17 protein-coding genes are annotated in these 20668 nt (G+C 68.5%); 10 read left to right on the forward strand and 7 right to left on the reverse strand.

Annotated features, from left to right (window positions below; genetic code table 11):
* The coding region (locus LFM09_RS21320; protein WP_414098268.1) for a 2'-5' RNA ligase family protein at nt 1–531 on the reverse strand (531 nt) is incomplete at its 3' end.
* An 84-nt stretch (nt 532–615) separates the two neighbouring features.
* Here LFM09_RS21320 and LFM09_RS21325 point away from each other — a divergent pair.
* Both LFM09_RS21325 and LFM09_RS21330 read left to right on the forward strand, forming a co-directional pair.
* Nucleotides 616–1011, forward strand: a complete 396-nt coding sequence (locus LFM09_RS21325) for an ATP-binding protein (protein WP_414098269.1) — start codon at nt 616–618, stop codon at nt 1009–1011.
* 82 nt (nt 1012–1093) lie between these two features.
* Nucleotides 1094–1495: an ATP-binding protein gene (locus tag LFM09_RS21330; protein ID WP_414098270.1), complete on the forward strand. Its 402-nt coding sequence runs from the start codon at nt 1094–1096 to the stop codon at nt 1493–1495.
* Here the strand turns inward: LFM09_RS21330 and bla are convergent.
* The 5 genes from bla to LFM09_RS21355 form a co-directional block, all read right to left on the reverse strand.
* A complete protein-coding gene (gene bla, locus LFM09_RS21335) occupies nt 1488–2381 on the reverse strand; it encodes a class A beta-lactamase (protein ID WP_414098271.1) in 894 nt (297 codons plus the stop codon). The genes LFM09_RS21330 and bla overlap by 8 nt on opposite strands.
* A 9-nt stretch (nt 2382–2390) precedes the next feature.
* Nucleotides 2391–6305, reverse strand: a complete 3915-nt coding sequence (locus tag LFM09_RS21340) for an amino acid adenylation domain-containing protein (RefSeq protein WP_414098272.1) — start codon at nt 6303–6305, stop codon at nt 2391–2393.
* 241 nt (nt 6306–6546) lie between these two features.
* The gene (locus LFM09_RS21345) at nt 6547–7227 is read right to left on the reverse strand and encodes a GntR family transcriptional regulator (protein ID WP_414098273.1); all 681 of its coding nucleotides are present in this window, start codon (nt 7225–7227) and stop codon (nt 6547–6549) included.
* Between the two features lie 34 nt (nt 7228–7261).
* A complete protein-coding gene (locus tag LFM09_RS21350) occupies nt 7262–10771 on the reverse strand; it encodes a BTAD domain-containing putative transcriptional regulator (protein ID WP_414098274.1) in 3510 nt (1169 codons plus the stop codon).
* An 18-nt stretch (nt 10772–10789) separates the two neighbouring features.
* Nucleotides 10790–11908 carry an alpha/beta hydrolase family protein gene (locus LFM09_RS21355; protein WP_414098275.1) on the reverse strand — a complete coding sequence of 373 codons (1119 nt, stop codon included), beginning with the start codon at nt 11906–11908 and terminating at the stop codon, nt 10790–10792.
* A 134-nt stretch (nt 11909–12042) separates the two neighbouring features.
* Here LFM09_RS21355 and LFM09_RS21360 point away from each other — a divergent pair, with 134 nt between their 5' ends.
* The 5 genes from LFM09_RS21360 to LFM09_RS21380 are packed head-to-tail and all read left to right on the forward strand — an operon-like array spanning nt 12043 to nt 16811.
* A complete protein-coding gene (locus LFM09_RS21360; RefSeq protein ID WP_414098276.1) occupies nt 12043–13422 on the forward strand; it encodes an ABC transporter substrate-binding protein in 1380 nt (459 codons plus the stop codon).
* Complete coding sequence (locus tag LFM09_RS21365; RefSeq protein WP_414098277.1) at nt 13415–14311, forward strand: carbohydrate ABC transporter permease; 897 nt, start codon at nt 13415–13417, stop codon at nt 14309–14311. Before LFM09_RS21360 ends, LFM09_RS21365 begins: the two co-directional genes overlap by 8 nt.
* On the forward strand, nt 14308–15129 hold the full coding sequence (locus tag LFM09_RS21370) for an ABC transporter permease subunit (protein WP_414098278.1): 822 nt from the start codon (nt 14308–14310) through the stop codon (nt 15127–15129). The genes LFM09_RS21365 and LFM09_RS21370 overlap by 4 nt, the downstream gene beginning before the upstream one ends.
* The gene (locus LFM09_RS21375) at nt 15129–16112 is read left to right on the forward strand and encodes an ABC transporter ATP-binding protein (RefSeq protein ID WP_414098279.1); all 984 of its coding nucleotides are present in this window, start codon (nt 15129–15131) and stop codon (nt 16110–16112) included. Before LFM09_RS21370 ends, LFM09_RS21375 begins: the two co-directional genes overlap by 1 nt.
* 6 nt (nt 16113–16118) lie before the next feature.
* On the forward strand, nt 16119–16811 hold the full coding sequence (locus LFM09_RS21380; protein WP_414098280.1) for a phytanoyl-CoA dioxygenase family protein: 693 nt from the start codon (nt 16119–16121) through the stop codon (nt 16809–16811).
* On the opposite strand, the gene LFM09_RS21385 is transcribed toward LFM09_RS21380, so the two are convergent.
* On the reverse strand, nt 16787–17923 hold the full coding sequence (locus LFM09_RS21385; RefSeq protein ID WP_414098281.1) for a mandelate racemase/muconate lactonizing enzyme family protein: 1137 nt from the start codon (nt 17921–17923) through the stop codon (nt 16787–16789). The two genes, LFM09_RS21380 and LFM09_RS21385, sit on opposite strands and share 25 nt — an antisense overlap.
* A gap of 114 nt (nt 17924–18037) precedes the next feature.
* Between LFM09_RS21385 and LFM09_RS21390 the strand changes: the two genes are divergently transcribed.
* The 3 genes from LFM09_RS21390 to LFM09_RS21400 are packed head-to-tail and all read left to right on the forward strand — an operon-like array spanning nt 18038 to nt 20666.
* Nucleotides 18038–18859 carry an ABC transporter permease gene (locus LFM09_RS21390; RefSeq protein WP_414098282.1) on the forward strand — a complete coding sequence of 274 codons (822 nt, stop codon included), beginning with the start codon at nt 18038–18040 and terminating at the stop codon, nt 18857–18859.
* The gene (locus LFM09_RS21395; protein ID WP_414098283.1) at nt 18856–19863 is read left to right on the forward strand and encodes an ABC transporter substrate-binding protein; all 1008 of its coding nucleotides are present in this window, start codon (nt 18856–18858) and stop codon (nt 19861–19863) included. Before LFM09_RS21390 ends, LFM09_RS21395 begins: the two co-directional genes overlap by 4 nt.
* Before the next feature lie 11 nt (nt 19864–19874).
* On the forward strand, nt 19875–20666 hold the full coding sequence (locus LFM09_RS21400) for an ABC transporter ATP-binding protein (protein ID WP_414098284.1): 792 nt from the start codon (nt 19875–19877) through the stop codon (nt 20664–20666).
* Nucleotides 20667–20668: the final 2 nt, after the last annotated feature.

Consider the following 20668-nt stretch of genomic DNA (forward strand, 5'->3'; position numbering starts at 1 on the left):
GAAATCGGCTTCGCCGATTTCGGCACGAGCGGTTGACCGGACGACCAGCGCGAACTCGCACAGGTCCTCGAACCGAGGCCTGCCCGGTGCGCTGCGGTCCGCGACCAACGCGATCCTGTCCGCGGTCCATTCACCACTGATCGGCTGGCCCGCCCTGGACGCGGGAGCGTGGCCGCGCGCGATGATCACGTCCGCGTGAAACGGTTGCGGATGCGTCACCGGCACGATGGGCGCGGTCGCGTCGAACACGGCGGCCGCCAGGTCGTCGAGCCCGGACACCGGCACCCCGAGCCACCCGCCGAGCGGCCGGGTCTTCGGGCCGAGCCGGCAGCGGGCCGCGGGCGCGCCGTCGAGCTCGTCGGTGAGCGCCTCGACGAGATCGGGCACGAGCCGTTCGGGCACGGTGCCCAGCGGCCGGACCTTGACGAGCCACTGCTCGGGCGCGGACCACTGCACGTCCGGCGTCCGGGGGAGCGCACCGAGCACCGCGACGATCTCCGGCGGTGGCCAGATCGCCACGGACAGTCTCATGCGCCTGATTGTGCGCTTGGTTTGGCCGCCTATGCAGTCGGGTACTCCGCGCCCTGAGTGACCAAAATGATCTCGAGGAGTGGTTTGGCGCGCGACCAGACAGCGAGGACGGGCGACGCGGCCCACCTGCCACTGGGCAGGCAACGGCCAAGTCTCGCGACCGTCCGGCGATGGGTGCGCCTCGAACTGACGGGGGAGGACCCGGACTGCGTGTCGGACGTGTTGCTGGTGGTGAACGAGCTGGTCAGCAACGCCTACCGGTACACGTCGGAGCCCTCGTTCCTGCGAGTGGTCGTCGAACGGGCCAAGATCCGCGTCGAGATCGCCCACGACGCCCGCGCCCACCCTCCGCTGCGGAAGGTCTCCCGGCCGCAGCGCGGGTACGGCCTGGTCCTGGTCGCGCGGCTGTCGGACCGGTGGGGTGTGGACCGCGCCCACGGCGGCACCGTTGTCTGGGCGGATCTGCCGAGGTCGCCGTGATTCAAGTTCGGTGGGTTTCGATGTGTGCGCTGCTGGGTACGGATCCTCCTGCCTTGAATGAACAGGGCACGGGGAGATGCTGATGGGTATTGCAGGACGGTCCGGCGAACGCCTGGACCTCGTCCTACCGGAGGGAAAGCTGCCGCTCGCGGACGTGCGGGCGGAGGTGCGCCGCCTCCTGCGGGGGATGCACCAGAACGTCGTGGTCGACGTGATGGTGGTGGCTACCGAACTGGTGAGCAACGCCTACCACCACGCGGCCCCACCGCGTCGTGCGCGCATTCTCTGCCTTCCGGAACGCGAGGTTGTGAGGGTCGAGGTCGACGACGGAACGCCCGGCCGGTTCCCACAGCTGGGACGGATGGGGTTCCTGGGGCGACGACAGAGGGGATTGTTGCTGGTCAACGGCTTGGCGCAGGTGTGGGGGCACAACCGGTACCCCGACTCGAAGACCGTGTGGGCGGACGTGTCGTCCGTCAGATGAGGGTCTTCACGACGTAGGCGGCGGCCTCAGCGATGAGGCCTTCGTCGTATTTGGCGTCCGCAGCCGACTTGCTCGACATGACGGAGACGAGCAGCGGTTCCGCGTTCGGCGGCCACACGATCGCGATGTCGTTGATCGTGCCGTGGTCGCCGGTGCCGGTCTTGCTCGCGACCCTGCTGCCCTGCGGGACACCAGCGCGGACGCGCTTGGCTCCGGTGACGCTGCGTTCGAGCAGGTCTTTGAGGAAGTCGCGCTTGTCCGACGGCAGCGCGTCGCCGAGCACGAGCCGTTGGTAGTCCGTGCCGATCGCGCGCGGAGTCGTGGTGTCGCGCGGGTCGCCGGGCGTGGCCTCGGTGATGGCGGGCTCGATCCGGTCCATCCGGGTTTCGCTGTCGCTCAGGCCTCGCAGGTACTCGGTCAACTCGGCCGGGCCGCCGAGGTCGCGCAGCAGCAGGTTGCCGGCGGTGCCGTCGCTGTACCTGACGGCCGCGTCGCACAGGTCGCGGAGCTTCATGCAGGTGCTGACGTGCTGCTTCGTGATGGCCGAGCTCTTCATCAGGTCGGCTTCGGCGTAGGTGACGAGGGTGTCGAGGTGTGTCATCGGGTTGCGGTGCAGGACCGCGGCCGCGGCCAGGCCCTTGAACGTCGAGCAGAACGCGAACCGCTCGTCGGCGCGGTGCTCGATCGTCTTGCCCGCGCCCACCGCGTAGACGCCCAGCCGCGCGTCGAACTTCCGTTCCAGCTCGAAGAGCGCGTCGTGGCGTGCAGGAGTGGTCGTGGTGGTGGTCGGCGTCGTTGTTGACGAGGCGGTGGTGGGCTGGGCGGTGGCGCAGCCGGCGAGCGGCAGCAGGGCGAAGGTTTTCAACACTGTGCGTCGGTCGGTCACTCTTCCACGTTATTTGATCTCCGAGATCCGCAGCGACGGATCCGCGGTCACCGCGCGCAGCACGTCCTCGAACCCCGCGAGCAGCCCCGCCGCCTGCGACGGCGTGAACAGCAGTGAGTTGTAGACGACGTGCCCGCCGGTCTCGTGCAGGTGGAACGCCACCTCGGCCTTCACGATGACCGGCCCGCGCTGCCGGGCCTCGAACGCGCTCGCCGTCACCCCGGGCAGCCGCAGCTCGGGCAGCGCAGGCACCAACGCGAACGTCAGCCGCAGCGGAATGCCTTCCACGACCTCGTGGAACGGGACCTCCTGGTGCTCGTGCGCCGCAGCCGTGGTCGCCCGCACGCGCCGCAGCACCTCGCGGAAGTCCGGGTCGCCGGACAGGTCGGTCCGCAACGCCACCACCTTCGCGAACAGCCCGATCACGGACTCCAGCTCGGGCCGCACCCGGTTGGCCATCGGTGCGCCGACCACGACGTCCGTCGCGCCGGTCGTCCGTGCCAGCAGGACCTTGAACGCCGCCAGCAGCACCTCGTACGGCGTCGCGTCCAGCTCTGCGATCGACGACCACAACGAGGCCGAAGGAGTCCACGGCAGCAGTTCGCCGGGGCCCAGCGGGTTGAGATCGCGGTCGGCTCGCGTGGGGAGCTCGATCGGGCGGATCCCCTCCAGGTGCTGCTGCCAGTACTTCGTGTGCTCCGGCGACAGCGTTTCCCGTTCCCACAAGGTGAAGTCGGAGTACTGCACGGAAGGCGCGGCAGCGGTGCCGTTCAGCTCCTCGATCAGCAAGCCCTGCGACCACCCGTCGCTGACCAGGTGGTGCGTCGTCAGCAGCAGCACGTGGTCGTCCGGCGCGAGCCGCAACACCCGTGCCCGCAACAACAATCCGCTCGCCAGGTCGAACGGCACGGTCATCTCGTCGCCCGCGATGTACGCCGCCTCTTCCACGGATGGCGCGTCGACGACCTTCAACGGAACCGGCTGGGCCGGTCGAACCTCTTGCACCACAACGCCGTCCCGTTCGACGAACGCCGTGCGCAACGCCTCGTGCCGCCGCACCGCGCGGTCCAGCCCGGCCTGTAGATGGTTCAGATCCAGCGGTCCGGCCAGCCGCAGCGCCAGCGGCACGGTCCAGAAGCCCGCCGCCAGCACCGAGCCGAACCACCGGTTGCCCTGGTTCTGCGCGATCGACAACGGAACCGGGCCGTGCGCGCGAGCCGTCACCGGCTTGGTCCACGACTGCGGGGCGGAAAGCAGATGTGCCAGCCGTTCCGGCGTGCGGTGGTGGAACAGCGCGTGCAACGGCAGCTCGACGCCCAGCGCCGCGCGAACCCGGGAGATCACGCGGGTGGCGACGAGCGAGTGCCCGCCCAGCGCGAAGAAGTCGTCGGTCGCGCCCACGTCCTCGACACCGAGAACGTCCGCGAACACCTGGCACAGCGCGGTTTCCTCGGACGTGCGCGGCCGGACGTGCGGTGAGCGCTGCGTTGGAGCGGGCAGTGCGCGACGGTCGATCTTGCCGTTCGCCAGCACGGGGAACGAATCCAACTGTACGAACACGCTTGGCACCAGCTGCACGGGCAGCAAAGAGGCGCAGTGCGAACGCAGTTCGGCGGTCTCGCCGACGACGTAGGCGACGAGTTGCTTGTCCCGCACCACGACCACGGCCCTGGACACCGACGGATGGGCCCGCAGCACGGCCTCGACCTCGCCCGGCTCGACCCGCACGCCGCGGATCTTCACCTGGTCGTCGACCCGGCCGTGGAACAGCAGCACCCCGTCGTCGGTCCACGACGCGAGGTCGCCGGTCAGGTACATCGACGAGCCGGGCTCGTGCGGGTTCGGCACGAACTTCCGCGCGGTCAGCGCGGCCCGTCCGTGATAGCCGGAAGCCAGGCCGGCACCCGACACGCACAGCTGGCCGGCGACCCCGATCGCGACCGGGAGCAGGTCGGCGTCGAGCAGGTGCACGCGGGTGTTGTCGATCGGCCGCCCGATCGGCGCGACCGCAGGCCAGTCCAGCACGTCGGCGGGCAGGGTGTACGACGTGATCACATGCGACTCGGCCGGGCCGTAGTGGTTGTGCACGCGCAGCCACGGCCGCAAGGCGCAGAAGTTGCGCAGCCGGACGTCCAGCGTCAGCGGCTCGCCGGCCTGCACCACGTGCCGCATCGAAGCGAACGACGGTTCCTCGTCGAGCAACGCCCGCAGCACCGAGTCCGGCACGTGCAGCCGCGTGATCCGCGAGGCGTCCAACCAGGCGGCGAGGGCGGCCGGGTCACGACGGACGTCGTCGGACGGAATCACCAACGTCCCACCGAACAACAGCGCCGAGAAGATCTCCTGCACCGACACGTCGAACGTCGGCGTGGTGAACTGCGCGACCCGGCTGCCCGGCTCGCGGTCGAGCGCCTTCTCCTGCCAGCGCAGCAGGTTCACCACGCACCGGCCGGGCATCAGCACACCCTTGGGACGCCCGGCCGACCCGGACGTGTAGATCATGTACGCAGGGTCCGCCGGACCCACTCGCGTCACCGGGGAATCCGGACAGGAGTCCGCTGTGGACGGACACAGTGGCTGGTGGAACAGCACGCGGTTGCGGCTCACCACAACGGAAAGCTGTGCGTCGTCCACCAGGAACTGGATCCGGTCCAACGGGTGTTCGGGGTCGATCGGCACGTACGCCGCACCGGCCTTGAGCACACCCAGGATCGACACGATCAGGTCGGCACCGCGGTCCAGGCACAGCCCGACCCGGTCATCGGCGCCGATTCCGCGTTCCCGCAACAGATGCGCGAACTGGTTCGACCGCCGATCCAGCTCGCGGTACGTCAGCGAGACCTCCGAGTGCTCCACGGCCACGGCGTCGGGCGTGGTCAGCACCTGCTCGGCGAACAGGTCGGGGATGCTGACGTCCGGCAGGTACTCGGACGTGGAGTTCCAGGAGGCGAGCCGCGCCGACTCGTCCTCGTTGATCAGCGAGATCCGGGACAGCCGCTCGTCCTGCGACGCGCCCAGCACCCGTTCGAGGTGCGCGAGGAAACGCACGATCCGCGGCCGGTCGAACAACGCGCGGTTGTAGAGCACCCGCCCGTTCTGGATCTCGATGTCGAAGCTGCTGTACGCCACCTCGGGGTCGTACAGATCGCGCCGCGGCCGCAGGTCGACCCGCACCTGCACCAGCGGGTGCCGCGACAGATCGCGTTCCGGCGCGAGCAGATCGACGACCTGGTCGAACGACACGAGATCCGCGCAGGCCGTCTCCAGCAGCTCGGCGGTCAGCCCGCACAGCTCGCCGAACGACGGATCGCCGGACAGATCTCCGCGCAGCACCACCAGTTCGTCGGCGACGACCACACCGATCGGTACGTCGAGAGACCGCGTGTACCGCCCCAGAACCACCTGCAACGCCGCCAGCAAGGCATCGGAGTCGACGGCGGTGCTCCACGGCACGACACCGGCTTCTGGCCGGTGCAACGGCGGCCGCGGCCGGTCCGCCGGAAGCTCCAGCACCGGCAGGTCCCGCAGGTGCTCCAGCCAGTACTCCGGCGAACCCGAGGCAGGCTCCGGCAGCTCGCCGCCGAGCACCGACGACAGCACCCGGATGTCGCCGAGAATCCCGTGCATCGTCAGCACGAGCAACGAGGAGTTGATCTCCACCGCCCGCAACGCCGGTCCACTGCGGAGATCGAACGGCTGCGTGATCTCGGCGCGAACTGCCGCGCGCACATCGGTAGTCTGCAACGACCGCACGACGACGGGCGGCCCACCGGGGACGGGCCGCCCGTCGTCGTCGAACCGGACCAGGAGGGTGTCCGGCACGCTGATGACGGCAGGGGTGGTGATCAGCGTGACGTGCTGCCCGGGGTTGCCGGGGTCGAGCTGATCGAGGAACCACATGCGGCGCCGGGTGTGGTCGTTCACGGTTCCTCCCGCTGCGAGTCGGTTTTCGACGCTAACGGCAGAAATCTGGGCGGATCCCTCGAATCCCCTGGTCTAGCCCAACGCGGGACTGATGCGCGACGCGGTGGCACGCTTTGGGCATGACCAACACGGACTGGACGGAGACCGACGTGTGCACACGTCAGTGGCTGGCCGGTCTGGGTTGGGGCACAACAGTTGTCCCGTGTGCATGTGTTCGGTGTGGGCCGCCTGAGCCGCCGTCTCAGGCGGTCGACCGGCGCACGACGTGATCGGTCCGCGGCAGGTGCATCGTGAGGTGCGCACGGTCGCCCCGCAGGACCACCCATGATCGTTCGACCGGGACACCGCGGAAGTCGTGGGCCATCCACGACACCGACAGGACCGGCGTGGCGGGCCGGACGTCGAGCATCCCGGCGATGCGCGGCGTGGCCAGGGCGGTGGTGCACCACGGGTGCAGCTCGCCGAACCGGATCTTGTACCTGTCCATGAGGAACTTCCGCAGCGACGCGCTGCGGTCGTAGAGCTCGGCGAAGCCGGGGAACTGGGAGGCGCGCAGATACGTCGATCGCACGCCGATCGGCTCGTCCCCTCGGACGAGCACCGACTCGACGTTGATCACGTCCTGCGCGCCGACAGTGCGCACGACGATCGACTCACGGGTCGCGAGGTCCTGCACGAGGGCGTCGAGGCTCAGCCGGTGGACCTGCTTGCGCGGCGCGACGGCGGTGCCCTGCCGGCCGGCCTTGCGGATCAGCTTGCCCTCCAGCACCAGCTCGTCCAGTGCCTTGCGGATCGTGGTGCGGGACATGCCGAACAGCTCCGCGAGCTCGCGCTCCGGCGGGAACGGCGTGTTGTCGGGCAGCTCGCTCAGCAGGTCGAGCAGCTTGGTCTTGGCCTGGTAATACCGTGGAATGGCGGACACACCCGGACGCTATTTCCGGGCAATAACTGGCGACTCATCGTGACTCGTCAGCGTCCGGAACCGACCCGATCTCCTGGTAAACAAGAGAAGCTTCTTCTCTGTTTCCGTGAAGGTACGCCACCGCGGCGTCCTTCCACCGCGACCACGAGAGTCCGGCCAGGCATTCCGGCCCGTGACCGGCTGCCGCGAGCACGATCGGCAGGCTGACGCCGATCGGGCCGGTGATCTGCTGGCCGGGCAGCAGGGTGAGCAGCTCGTCCACGTCGACCGGTTCCCCGTCGAGCAACGCGATCCGCGCCCGCAGCACGAGCGGATGCTGCAGTTCGCCCGGATGCGCTTTCGTCCTCGCGGTTTCGAGTGCTTTGGCCGCGTCCGCACGGGCACCGTCGAGATCACCGGTCAGCAGCTTGATCCGGCCGCGGGTGGAATAGAGGTAGGGCTGGTTCGGCGCGTTGCCGATGGCCTCGTCGAGGTTCTGCAACGCCTCGTCGTAGCGGCCTTCCCAGAACAGCTCGACGTAGCGCGACGAGTCGAGCCAGGACAGGGTGTACTTGTCGCCGTGGCGCAGCGCCGCCACCCGTGACTCCGCCCGGACGGCCTTGCGCGCACGGGCGTCGCCGAGCGTCGCGTACGCGGAACCGAGGTTGAACAGGCCCAGACTGGGCGAGAGCCCGGCCTTGCGCCGTTCCGCCACGGCCTCGCGGATGTCGTCGGTCCCCGCGGCCTCGCCCTTCTTGACCCTGGCCAGCCCCAACGTCTCCAGCGCGACCGCCCGTTCCGCTCCGGTCGCGCCGACCAGCGCCGCCCGCGCCGTGGCGATCGCCTCCTCGGCCCTGCCCGTCAGCGTCAGCGAGTGGGCGGCGTACGCCATGACGCCGTACGCCTGCTCACTGGGCTCTGCCTGGGCCAGGAACGCCAGCGTGCGGTCGAGAGCGCGGTGTGCCTCCTGGTGGTCACCTCGGTGATAGCGGGCTCGCCAGATCGCCCGGGAGGCCTCTGCGGCGCTCGTGAAGTCCTGCTTCGCCACGTGGAGCTCCACGGCCTCGGCGAGCTCCTCGATGCCGCCGCCGTCCCACGCCAGGCTGGATCCCAGCAACGTCAGCAGTCCTGCCCGGTCCTCGTGTCCCGGCGGGCACACCGCCAGCGCCGCCTGGAAGGAGCGCACCGCCGTGCCGCGGGCGGCCAGGCCGGTCGCCTTCCTTCCTGCCTCGGTGAGTGCAGCGCGGGCCTTCTGGCCGAGGATGTCGCACGGGCGTCCGGCGGCCTCTGCCAGCCACACCGCCTGCTGGAAGTGGTGCGCCAGCAACGGAACGTGCTCCAGCGGCAAAGCCTTGAGCCACTCCGCCGCGTGGTAGTGCTTCATGGCCTTGGTCGTGCGCGGCACCCGGTCGTACGCGACGTCGCGTACGAGGACGTGGCTGAACGTGTACTCGGCCTCGCCGATCACGTTGCTGGTGGCGTTGCGCTTGAGGAAGTCCCGCTGCCGCAACACCTCCAGGCATCGCGTGACCTCGGCGAGGTCTCTTTCCGCGACGGCCGCCACCGCGCCCGGCCACACCGTGACGCCGATGACGGCCGCGTCCTGCAGCACGACCTTCTCCAGCGGTGGCAACGAGTCGAGCCGCGCGCCGATCACCGTCTGCACGGTGTCGGGCAACGTGTCCTGGCTTCCGTCGCGGAGCATGCGCACGTACTCGCCCGCGAACAGCGGATTGCCCGCCGAGCGCTGCAGCAGCGCCGCCAGGTCGGCCGTCACCTCGTGCCGGGTCGTGAGCATCTTGAGCAGCAGCGTGGTGTCCTCTTCGGACAGTGCGTCGAGCGTGACGACCTCGCCCCAGGCCGGACGGCGTTCCAGCAGCTCCGGCCGTGCGGTGGCGAGGACCAGCAACGGCACGTCGTCCGCGGTGTCCGGCAGGCCGTGCAGATACTCCAGCAGCAGGTCGTCCGCCCAGTGCAGGTCCTCGACGACCACCACGAGCGGCTCGGCTGCGATCTGCTCGACCAGCCTGCGCCACGCCATCAGCACGTCGCTGCCCTGCCCGGTCACGCCGACGAGCGCGCACAGCTGCGTGACCAGCCACGGGTCGTCGCTGATCGCCTTGATCTTGTCCGTGACGACGTCGGGCGGGTCGGAGTCGAGGATCCCGGCGTGGCCGCGCACGATCTCGGCGAGCGGTGCGAACACGTCGTCGCGGCCGAACGGGGGAGTGCGGCCGATCAGCGTCCGGCGGCCCGCAGCGAACTCCCGGACGAGCCTGGACTTGCCCGTGCCCGGCTCACCGACCAGCGTGACCAGCCGCGGCCGTCTCGCGCGCTGGACCTGTTCGTACGCCTCCGCCACCCTGGCCAGCTCGCTCGACCGGCCGACGAACGGCGTGTCGTCGCCGGCGGGGGTGAGCGACCGGTCGGTCGTGGGACAGGTCCTGACCTCGCCCGGTGCGGCCTGCGCGACCAGCTTCAGGCCCGCGTCGAGAAGCGTGCCGCCGACCTCCAGCCGGTCGCCGGACGTGACGAGTGCCGGACCCGTGCACACGGCCGCAGCAGCCGGGTGGCCGCTGGTGATCTCGAAGGCCGCGCGCACCGCTCGTGCCGCGTCGTCCTCCCTGTTGGCCGGGGCGCCGAACGCCGCGCAAACGGTCGACCCGAGCGTCGTGACGATCACGCCCCCGAGGTCTTCGATCTTCTCGCTGACGGCGGCCACGGAGGTCTCCAGCAGCTCGTCCGCGGCCTCGCCGGCGCCGTCCAGCTCCAGCCGGGCCACCAGCACGCTGACCTTCTTGCGCTCCAGCACAACGGGGTTCTGCGCGGCCGTGAGCGCGAGCGACGGCTCCTGGGTGAGGATCGCCTGTTCCAGCGCGACCAGGTCGCGGCCGGGGTCGATGCCGAGCTCCGCCGCGAACCGCTCGCGCGCCGTGCGGAAGGCCGCCAGCGCGTCGGCCTGCCTGCCGGACCGGTAGAGGGCGAGCATCAGCTGGCCCTGCAAACGTTCCCGCAACGGGTGGTCGCGCACGAGCGCTTCGAGCTCCGCGATCACCTCGCGGTGCCGCCCGCAGCCCAGCTCGGCGTCGAACCTGTCCTCGACCGTGATCTCGCGCAGGTGCTCGATCTCGACCAGTGCGGGCCAGGTGACGCCGTCCGCCACCAGATCCGCGAGCACCGGACCACGCCACAACGCCAGTGCGTCCCTGAGGATTGTGGCTTTCTGCTCCGGTCCGGGCGCGGTGGCCGCACGGGCCAGTGCGGCGCGGAACCGGTGCAGGTCAACGCGATCCGGTTCCGCGCGCAGCAGGTAGCCGGGCTTGCGGGTGACCAGGTCGAGCTCGGCTTTCCGCAGCGCCGACACGACGTTGAGCAGGATCCCGCGCGCGGTCGGCGGGTGCCCGTCGGGCCACAACGCCTCGGTCAGCTCGCTGATCGACACGACGCGGCCCGCGTTGAGCAGCAGGAAACCCAGCGCGGCCCGGCGGGTGAACCCGCCGAGCTGGAGCTCCCGGCCGTCCACGCGGACCTGCAGCGGCCCGAGGACGTTGAACTCGACAGACATTTGGCTTGGACCATACCGTCACTCCACCAGCCGGACCCCCGGATGGCGCGGCCGGTCGAACAGCTCGGTGCCGCGGCGCTTCAGGTGCAGGTCGAAGAACGCGGCGACGTAGTCGTGCTGGGCCCTCAGAGCGTCCCGCGGATCGATCGTCCCTGTTAGACCGACGCGGCGTTCCGGGCTGACCGCCGCGATCTGCGGCACCGCCCACTGCAGGTCGGTGCTGAACCCGAGGTGCGCGCCGTCGTCCAGGTGCACGTCCCGCTTCCAGCCGCGCTGGTTCGGCCAGAAGTCGGCCCACGTCCTGGTCAGGCTCGTGTCGACGTGCGAGAGCTCGCGCGTGTCGGTGTCGCCGCCGAACAGCAGGAACGGCCGGTCGAGCCCCTCGGTGACGACGCGGCCGGGTGCATGGGTGCCGCCGTCGCCGGTGTGCTCCATCCCGCCGTCGATGTTGATGCCCGCGTCGAACCTGCGGTCGTGCACCATGGTCTCGCCCGCCGTGTAGCCGCCGGACGAGTGCCCGGCGATCCCGACCCGGCTCGTGTCGGCCCACTTGTGCAGGCTCGGCAGCTTGTCGAGCACGAACCGCATGTCGGCGACCCGTGTGTCGATGACCTTCTTCATCGTCTCCGGGCTGCCGTCGATGCCGCCGTACACGACGCGGTTGCCGGGGAACTCCACGGCGAGCGACTCGTACGTGTGGCTCACGGTCACCACGACGTAGCCACGGCTCGCGAGGTCGTCGGCCGTCGAGGTGTAGAACTCGCGCGGCGCCTGAAGTCCCGGCGAGAACAGGACGACCGGCCACCTCTTCTTGATCGGTGGAGCGTCCACACGGGCCTGTCGGAGCGTGCCGGACCAGTCGACCGTCCCCGCCGGAACGTCGAGGAAGGCCGGGCTGGAGATGATCGGGTCGGTGGCGGCCGCGAAGCCGGGACTGAGCCACGGCGCTCTGTGTCCGTGGCGCTGGGCCGGGTAGCTGATGGTGACCATCAGTTCCCGGTTCTTTGACGGTTGGAACGGGCCGAGCCGCGTGGAATCGACCAGGTGGGCGTCGTGTGTGCCGACTCCGAACGGGCCGCTGAGCTGCGGTGACACCAGGGTTGAGGCTGCCAGGACGGCCGCGAGAAGCAATTGCATGTTGATCTAACCCCCTCCGCGCGTGAGCCTCCCAGGCGCCCACTGAGAGGGGGCTGAGAGCTTGTGGCCGGAGTGATCCAGTGCCAAGTTGGAGGTTGACGTACCAGCTGGTCATCTGGGTGGGGAGATCACGGATGCGACGAACGAGGATGTTCGGGCTGCTGGCGGTGTGCGGTCTGCTCGCAGGCTGCCTGGGGCAGACGCAGGAGGGTGATCAGGCGCGCAACGCCGACGCCAAGGAGATCACGCTGACGATCGTCGCCAACGCGGCACTGGGCGGGAAGAACGCGCGCGGGGCGAACTGGATCCAGAACTGGGTGATCCCGAAGTTCACCGAACTGCAGAAGGCCAAGGGCGTCACCGCGACGATCAAGTTCGAGCAGAACGGCACCGGGGACGAGGACTTCAAGACCAAGGTCGCCCTGGACCTGAAGACCGGCGGTGGTGGCGACATCATCGAGATCGACGGCATCTGGCTCGGCGAGTTCGCGCAGGCCGGGGGGATCAAGCCGCTCGACGAGGTCGTCGGCAACACCGGCTGGGACGGCTGGAACCAGATTCCCAAGGCCGTGCAGGGGCTCGGTGAGTTCGAGGGCAAGCGGTACGGCGTGCCGATGGGTACGGACGGGCGCGTGCTGTTCTTCAACAAGAAGCTCTTCGCGCAGGCCGGCCTTCCTTCCGACTGGCAGCCCAGGTCGTGGCAGGACGTGTTGGACGCGGGCGCTCGGTTGAAGACTCTGCCTGGTGTCACGCCTCTTCAGCTCAACGGCGGTACCGCGATGGGTGAGGCCACGACCATGCAGGGCGTGCTGCCCGCGTTGGTCGGCACCGGCAAGCCCATCTACGACAACGGGAAGTGGCAAGGGGATTCGGCTCAGCTCAAGGACGTTCTTGGGCTCTACCAGAAGGTCTACTCCGGCGGCCTGGGCGATCCGGTGCTGCAGCAGGAGGCCAACGGCAGGCAGCGGTCGTTCACGCTGTTCAGCGAGAACAAGATCGGCATTTTGCTGGAGAGCGACTACTTCTGGCGTTCGGTCGTGGAGCCGAAGAACGGTGTCGCGAAGATGGCTGATCGCGACGCGGCCGTGGGCTGGGCGCTGGTTCCGGCGAAGTCTTCTGGTGCGGGCGTTGGCGGGCAGGACTTCGTGAGCATGTCCGGTGGTGGCGTGCGGGTGATCAACCCGAACACCCAGTACCCGAAGCAGGCCTGGGAGTTCATGCAGTTCCTCAACTCCGCCGAGGCCGTCAAGGAGTCGCTGGCCGGCACCGCGCAGCTCACCCAGCGCCAGGACGTGAACGACCAGGTGCTCTCGGGTGATCCGATGCTGTCCTTCATCGCGGAGAAGGTCCTGCCGATCACCCGCTACCGGCCGGGCCTCGCCAACTACCCCAAGGTGTCGGCGGCGTTGCAGCAGGCGACCGCGGACATCGTGTCCGGCAAGAGCCCTGACGACGTGGCGCGTTCTTACCGCGAGGCGCTGGTGAAGGCGGTCGGCGAGGAGAACATTGGCTAGCCCGAAGCTCGACACCTCCGGCCTCGACAGTTCCGGTTTGGGTGTCCGGCGCGCCGTCGGGTTCGTCGCGCCGGCGCTGTTGTTGATCGGGATCTTCCTGGTCTTCCCGGCGCTGTGGACGCTCTACATCGGCATCACGAACTACCAGCTCACCGGACCTGCGGCGGCGAACCCGCAGGTCGTCGGGCTGGACAACGTGGTCGAGGCCGTCCGCGACCCGTTGTTCACGAACTCGGTGTGGCTGACGGCGTTGTTCGTGCTGTTCTCCGCGGTGATCGGGCAGAACTTCCTCGGCTTCGCGCTGGCGTGGCTGCTGCGGTCGGTGAGCCCGTGGCTGCGGCGCACGACCGAAGGCCTGGTGCTGCTCTCGTGGATCCTGCCGAGCACGGTCGTGGCGTTCCTGTGGTTCGCGGTGCTGAGCCGCGACACCGGCACGCTGGGGCTGCTGCTCGGGTCGCCGCAGACGTCGTGGCTGGTCGAGTATCCGATGACCTGCCTGATCATCTTCAACATCTGGCGCGGCACGGCGTTCTCGATGCTCCTTTACACATCAGCTTTGGCCGCGGTGCCGCCGTCGCAGCTCGAAACCGCGCGGCTGGTGGGGGCGTCGGGCTGGCAGACCGTGCGGGACGTGGTGTTCCCGCACATCCGCGGGCACGTGCTGACGAACACGCTGCTGATCAGTCTGTGGACGGCCAACGACTTCACGCCGTTCCTGCTGACGTCCGGCGGGCCGAACCACCAGTCCGAGGTGCTGCCGGTGCTGATCTACCGGCAGGCTTTGGAGGGTGGCGAGCTCGGGTACGCCTCGGCGATGTCGTTGCTGCTGTTGCTCGGCAACCTGGCTGTTGCGCTGGTGTACCTCCGACTGCTGCGGAGGCGCGCGTGAGTCCTCTGTGGATGGTTCGGCGGATCGGTTTCTACGTGCTGATCACGGTGGTGCTGGCGTTCTTCGCGGTGCCGATCCTGTGGCTGGCCTCCGCGCCGTTCGACTCGAAGCCCGGTCTCGGGTTGCGGTGGCCGGACTGGACGCTGTCGAACGTCTCCGCGACCTTCGACCACCCGTACACGCTGTCGTCGTTGATCAACTCGTTGATCCTGTGCTCTGTGGCGACCGTGGTGACGACGGTTCTGGCGGCGTTGGCGGCCTATGCGTTGTCGCGGGTGCGGATTCCTGGCCGCGATCTGCTGCTGTACCTGCTTTTGCTGTTGTCCTCGGTGGTGACCGGCACGGCCGCGATGGTGCCGATCTTCGTGATGATGCTGCAGCTCGGGCTGATCAACTCGCAGTTCGGCACGGCGCTGGTGATCGCGGGCGGCATGTTGCCCGCCGCGATCTTCATCCTGAAGGACTTCGTGGACGCCGTGCCGCGCTCGTACGAGGAGTCGGCGCGGGTGTTCGGCGCCTCGCCGTGGCAGGTGCTGGGTCACGTCGTGCTGCCGGTCGCGCGGCCCGGTGTCGCGACGATCTTCGTCTGGGCGTTCGTCAACGCCTGGGGCAACTTCCTGTTGCCGTTCCTGCTGCTGCGCGATGTCGGCCAGCAGCCGGCGGCGGTGCTGTTGCGGACCCTGTACGACGAGGGCGGCAGCGCCAACCTGACGGTGATCCCGGTGTTCTCGCTGCTGTACTCGATCCCGGTGGTCGTGCTGTACCTGTTCGTGAGCAAGCGGTACGGGTTCCGATTCCACGGAGGCATCAAGAGCTGATGGCGGGCATCACTGTCGAAGGTCTCTCCACCGTCTACCCCAACGGGGTGCGGGCGGTGGACGCGCTGGACCTCTCGATTCACGACGGCGAGCTGTTCGCCCTGCTCGGGCCTTCCGGCTGCGGCAAAACGACCTTGCTGCGCACGATCGCGGGTTTGGAGGGTGCTGCTGAGGGCGCGGTGTCGATCGGCTCGCGGGACGTCACGCGGCTGCAGCCCGGCGACCGCCGGGTCGCGATGGTGTTCCAGGACTACGCGTTGTTCCCGCACATGACCGTGGCCGAGAACATCGCCTATCCGTTGCGGGTGCGGGGCGTTGCCCGGTCGGTGCAGCAGGAGACCGCGGTGCGCACGGCCGGCGGGCTGAGTCTCGGGGCGTTGCTGGATCGTCGTCCTGGGCAGCTTTCGGGCGGTCAGCAGCAACGGGCGGCGTTGGCGCGTGCGGTGGCGGCTTCGGCCGAGGTGTTGCTGCTGGACGAGCCTTTGTCCAATCTGGACGCCCGGTTGCGGTTGGAGGCGCGGACGTTCCTGAAGAAGCTGCAGCGCGAGTTGGAGCTGACGACCGTGTTCGTGACGCACGACCAGGCGGAGGCGCTGGCGTTGGCCGATCGGATCGCGGTGATGGACGCGGGCCGGATTCGGCAGCTCGGCACGCCGCGTGAGGTCTTTCAGCGGCCTGCGGACACGTTCGTCGCGAACTTCATCGGCTCGACGCCCATGAACCTGGTGCCGCGTGACGACGTGGTCGTTGGTGTCCGGCCCGAGTACTTGGCGCCTGCTTCTTCCGGGCTGTTCACCGGGTCGGTGTCCATTGTGGAGAACCTCGGTGTGACTTCTTTGGTGACGTTGGACTGCGGTGAGGACCAGATCGGCTACATCGTGCCCGAGGACGACGAGCCCGCTGTCGGCACTGTGGTGACCGTGGATGCCCCCGCTGCCCGCGTTCTGCGCTACGACAAGGAGACCGGCCTACTCGTGAGGTGACCGCTGATGTTCCAGACCGACGGCTACACGACGCACTCCAGCCTGCTCGCTCCCTCGAAGTTCGAGGCCCTGGCGGCGCACTTCGAGGCGAAGCTGGCGGCTCTACCTCCTGGAGAGCGGCCCGAGCACATGGACGTGCCGCACCTGACCGATCCGGCGCTCTTCTCGTATTTGCTGGACGCCGACGTGTTGGACCTCGTGGAGTCGTTGATCGGCCCGGACATCGCGCTGTTCTCGTCGCACTTCATCTGCAAACCGGCCGGTGATGGCCAACCCGTGCCGTGGCACCAGGACGCGCACTTCTGGCGCGACAGCATCTCTCCCGCTGGCGACGCGATCACGGTCTGGCTGGCCATCGACCCGTCTACCGTCGAGAACGGCTGCCTGCGCGTGATCCCCGGCAGCCACCTCTCCGAGGTCTCGCACCACGGGAACTCCGACTCGTTCTTCAACCAGGAGACGTCGGTAGACGAGTCGCTCGCCGTCGACGTCGAACTGGACCGCGGCGCGTGCAGCATCCACTCCGCCATGCTGGTGCACGGCAGCCCGCCGAACCGCAGCACGCTGCGGCGCTGCGGCTACACCATGCGGTACATGCCGACGACCGTCCGCTTCCTGAAGCCCGAATCGCACAAGATCTACCTGGCGCGCGGCCGTGACCACGCCGGCAACACCTACAGCTCGATCTCCAGCTCCTGAACGACGGTTTCGTCGACCTCAACGCCGAGGCCCGGCGTGCTCGGCACCTGCGCCATGCCGTTCTTCACGGTGATGCCGGTGGCGTAAGGCGAAGTGATGAACTGACGGCCGTTGAGGTCCGCCGGTCCGCTGATTCCGTGCGCGGCGAACAGGTGCAGCGAGGCGGCCAGCCCGATGTCGGAGTCGGTGAGACCGGAGCCGAGGAGTCTTACTCCGCAGTCTTCGGCGAGCTGGCACATTCTGTGGCTGAGCGTGAGCCCGCCCGACCGCTGCACCTTCGCCACCGCGACATCGATGGCATCCAGCTTCACGAACGTCGCGAGATCGCTGGGGTGGCGCAGGCTCTCGTCCAGCGCAACCGGCAGGGGTGAGGCCGCGCGCAGCCGTCGCTGACCGGCGACATCGTTGGCGGGCAGCGGTTGTTCGAACGCGAACACGTCCAAGTCTTCGAGCTCTTTGGCGATGCGGAGCGCCTCGTGGACGGTGTAGGCCTGGTTCGCGTCCACCCACAGCGGCGCATCCGGAGCGGCTTCACGGACGGTTCTGACGACGTCCAGGTCCGTGCGTTGGTCGTGCAGCCCGATCTTCACCTTGAACGCCCGGTAACCCTCCGTCAGCCCCTCCGCGACGCAGTCCGCGACCTCATCGGGTGTTTGGCCGGAGACGATCCACGCCAGTTCGATCTCTTGTACGCGTCGCTGCCCCCACAACACGCCGACCGGCACGCCCGACGCACGGCCCAGCAGATCGTGCAGCGCGACGTCCACGGCGGACTTGGCGAGCGGCGCGCCGATGGAGAAGCCGCGGTTGATGGTGCGGTCGAACACTTTGCTGACGCCGTCCAACTGCCACGCCGGCAGCCCGACGATCGCCGGCGCCAGATAGCGGGTGATGGTCGTGAAGATCGATTCAGCCGTCTCGTACGTCCACGCGGGAATCGGCGTGGCCTCGCCCCAGCCGTGCACACCATCGGCGGTTACCTTCACCAGGATCCGAATGGTCGGATGACCCGCGACGGTGACCGACCCGCCGGACACGCCGAAGGAGCGGATCGTGGGCAGTGCGACCGCGTACGCGTCGACGCGCTCGATGACGAGCGAGCTCAGCTGCATCGATCCGCCATGGTTCGGACCACGTGAGCTGCCAACTCCATCGATCCTCCATCTTGACCGGTCAGTGAGCCGGACATAGCGTACGGGAAAGCGCTTTCCGACCTAGGGAGCTTCGTGAAACCGGTTTCGGGGGACCGCTGGCGCGGCGTCATCGAGCGATCGTGGCGTCCGGTCGCGCTGCTCGCCGCCTGCCTCGCGATCTGGCACCTCATCACCGTCACAGGCATGGTCGAGGCCTATCTCGTGCCGTCACCGGGCAAGACCTTCGACCTGCTCGTGGACAAGTGGTCCTACCTTTGGGGCCACACGTGGGTGACGACCTACGAGACGATCCTCGGGTTCGTCATCGCGGGCATCCTCGGCGTCCTCGTCGCGGTCGCGATGGTCTACTCGAGGACGATCGAGAGCACGGCGTACCCGATCCTGCTGTTCGCGCAGGTCATCCCCAAGATCGCGATCGCGCCGCTGTTCGTCGTGTGGCTCGGCTTCGGTTTCGAGCCCAAGGTGATCGTGGCCGTGCTGATGGCGTTCTTCCCCGTGGTCATCTCGACGGTCACCGGTCTCAAATCGGTCGACACCGAGATGCTGGAGCTCGCGGCCACGATGGGCGGTGGCCCGATCAAGACGTTCGTGAAGATCCGCTTCCCGGCCGCGCTGCCGCACCTGTTCGCCGGCCTGAAAGTCGCCGTCACGCTCGCCGTGACCGGTGCGGTGGTCGGCGAGTTCGTCGGCTCCAACGAAGGCCTCGGGTACGTGATCCTGCAGGCCAACGGCAACATGGACACCCCGATGCTGTTCGCCGGCCTGATCGTCACCTCGTTCGTCGGCGTTCTCCTCTTCCTCCTGCTCGACCTCGCCGAACAGCTGATGCTGCCCTGGCACGCCAGCCGGCGAGGCGCCGCCGTCACAACCCTTCTCGCGAAAGGCGGATCATGAAGAAACTGCTCGCAGGCCTTCTCCCCGCGATGCTGGTGGTTGCCGCCTGCGGTGGTGGCGGCAGCGAAACGCCGGCACAGGGCGGTGAGGCCAAAGAAGTCACGCTCACGCTCAACTGGTACCCGTACGGCGAGCACGCGCCGTTCTACTACGGGGTGAAGCAGGGCATCTTCGAGAAGCACGGCATCAAGCTGAAGATCCAGGCGGGTCAGGGCTCCGGCAAGACCGTGCAGGCGACGGGTGCGGGGCAGACCGACTTCGGCTGGGCGGACACGTCCGCGCTCGCCACCGCCGTGGAGCAGGGCGTGCCGGTGAAGAGCGTCGGGGTGTTCCTGCAGACCACGCCCGCGTCCGTGCAGTTCTTCGCGGAGAAGAACATCAAGAAGCCCGAGGACCTCAAGGGCAAGTCGGTCGCGACCACCGCGGGTGACGCGCTGACGAAGACGTTCCCGGCGTTCCTCAAGCAGAACGGCATGCAGGAGTCCGACGTCTCCATCCAGAACATCGACCCCGCGGGCAAGATGGCCGCGGTCATCTCCGGGCGCACGGACGTGTTGCTGGGCTTCGCGTCCGACCAGGGGCCGACGATCAAGGAGAAGGCCGGCAAGGACGTCGGCTACCTGCGGTTCTCCGAGTTCGGGTTGAACTACTTCAGCAACGGCCTCCTCACGTCGAAGTCCATGCTGCAGAAGGATCCTGAGCTGGTGAAGAAGATGGTCACCGCCACCCAGGAGGCTTGGGCGGCGGCCGAGAAGGCACCGGAAGCGGCGGCCGAGTCGATGAAGGGTGCGGCGGAGCAGCTCCCTTCGCCGACGGTCGTGCTGGAGCAGTTCAAGACGACGCTGACGTTGCTGCACACCGACGCGACGAAGGACAAGGCGCCGGGCGTCAACACCGTGGACGACTGGAAGAAGACCATCGACACGTTCCAGAAGACCGGCATCATCAAGGCTGCGTCCGAGCCGTCGGCGTACTGGGAAGAAAGCGTTGCCCCGAAAGGATGAGCACAGCAGGGATGACCACTAGTCCGACAGTCACCGCCGCGGTCGAGATCAACGGGGTCGCCGTGCGCTTCCAGTCGAAGCGCACGGAGGTCACCGCGATCGAGCAGGTCTCGCTCGACGTCGCGCCCGGCGAGTTCGTGTCCATCGTCGGGCCGTCGGGGTGCGGCAAGTCGACTCTGCTCAAGCTGGTTTCCGGGCTCCTGCAACCGAGTGCGGGTTCGGTGCGGTTGCTGGGCGAGGAGGTGCGCGGCCCGCGGCACGACATCGGGTTCGTGTTCCAGCGGGCGGCGTTGCTCGAGTGGCGTTCGGCCAGGAGGAACATCCTGCTGCAGGCCGAGATGCGCGGCATGAACTCGGCCGCGGCGGGCAAGCGTGCTGATGAGCTCATTGAAATGACCGGACTCTCGGGGTTCGAGAACGCCCTGCCGCATGAGCTGTCCGGTGGCATGCAGCAGCGCGTGGCGTTGTGCCGCGCGCTGCTGCATCAGCCGCGGGTGCTGCTGATGGACGAACCGTTCGGTGCGCTCGACGCGTTGACGCGCGAGCAGATGAACGTCGAGCTGCACCGGGTGTGGCGGGAGACCGGCACGACGGTGCTGCTCGTGACGCACTCGATCGCGGAGTCGGTGTACCTGGCGAACCGGGTGATCGTGCTGACGCAACGGCCCGCGGTGGTGAAGGAGGTCATCGAGGTCGACCTGCCGGAGACCCGCGACTACTCCGAGACGATGGCCCGCCCGGAGTTCGCGTCGGCGACTGCGCACATTCGGGACCTGTTGGGGGCGGTCACAGGGCACGATTGATC

Source organism: Lentzea alba (assembly GCF_047445655.1).
GTDB lineage: Bacteria > Actinomycetota > Actinomycetes > Mycobacteriales > Pseudonocardiaceae > Lentzea > Lentzea alba_A.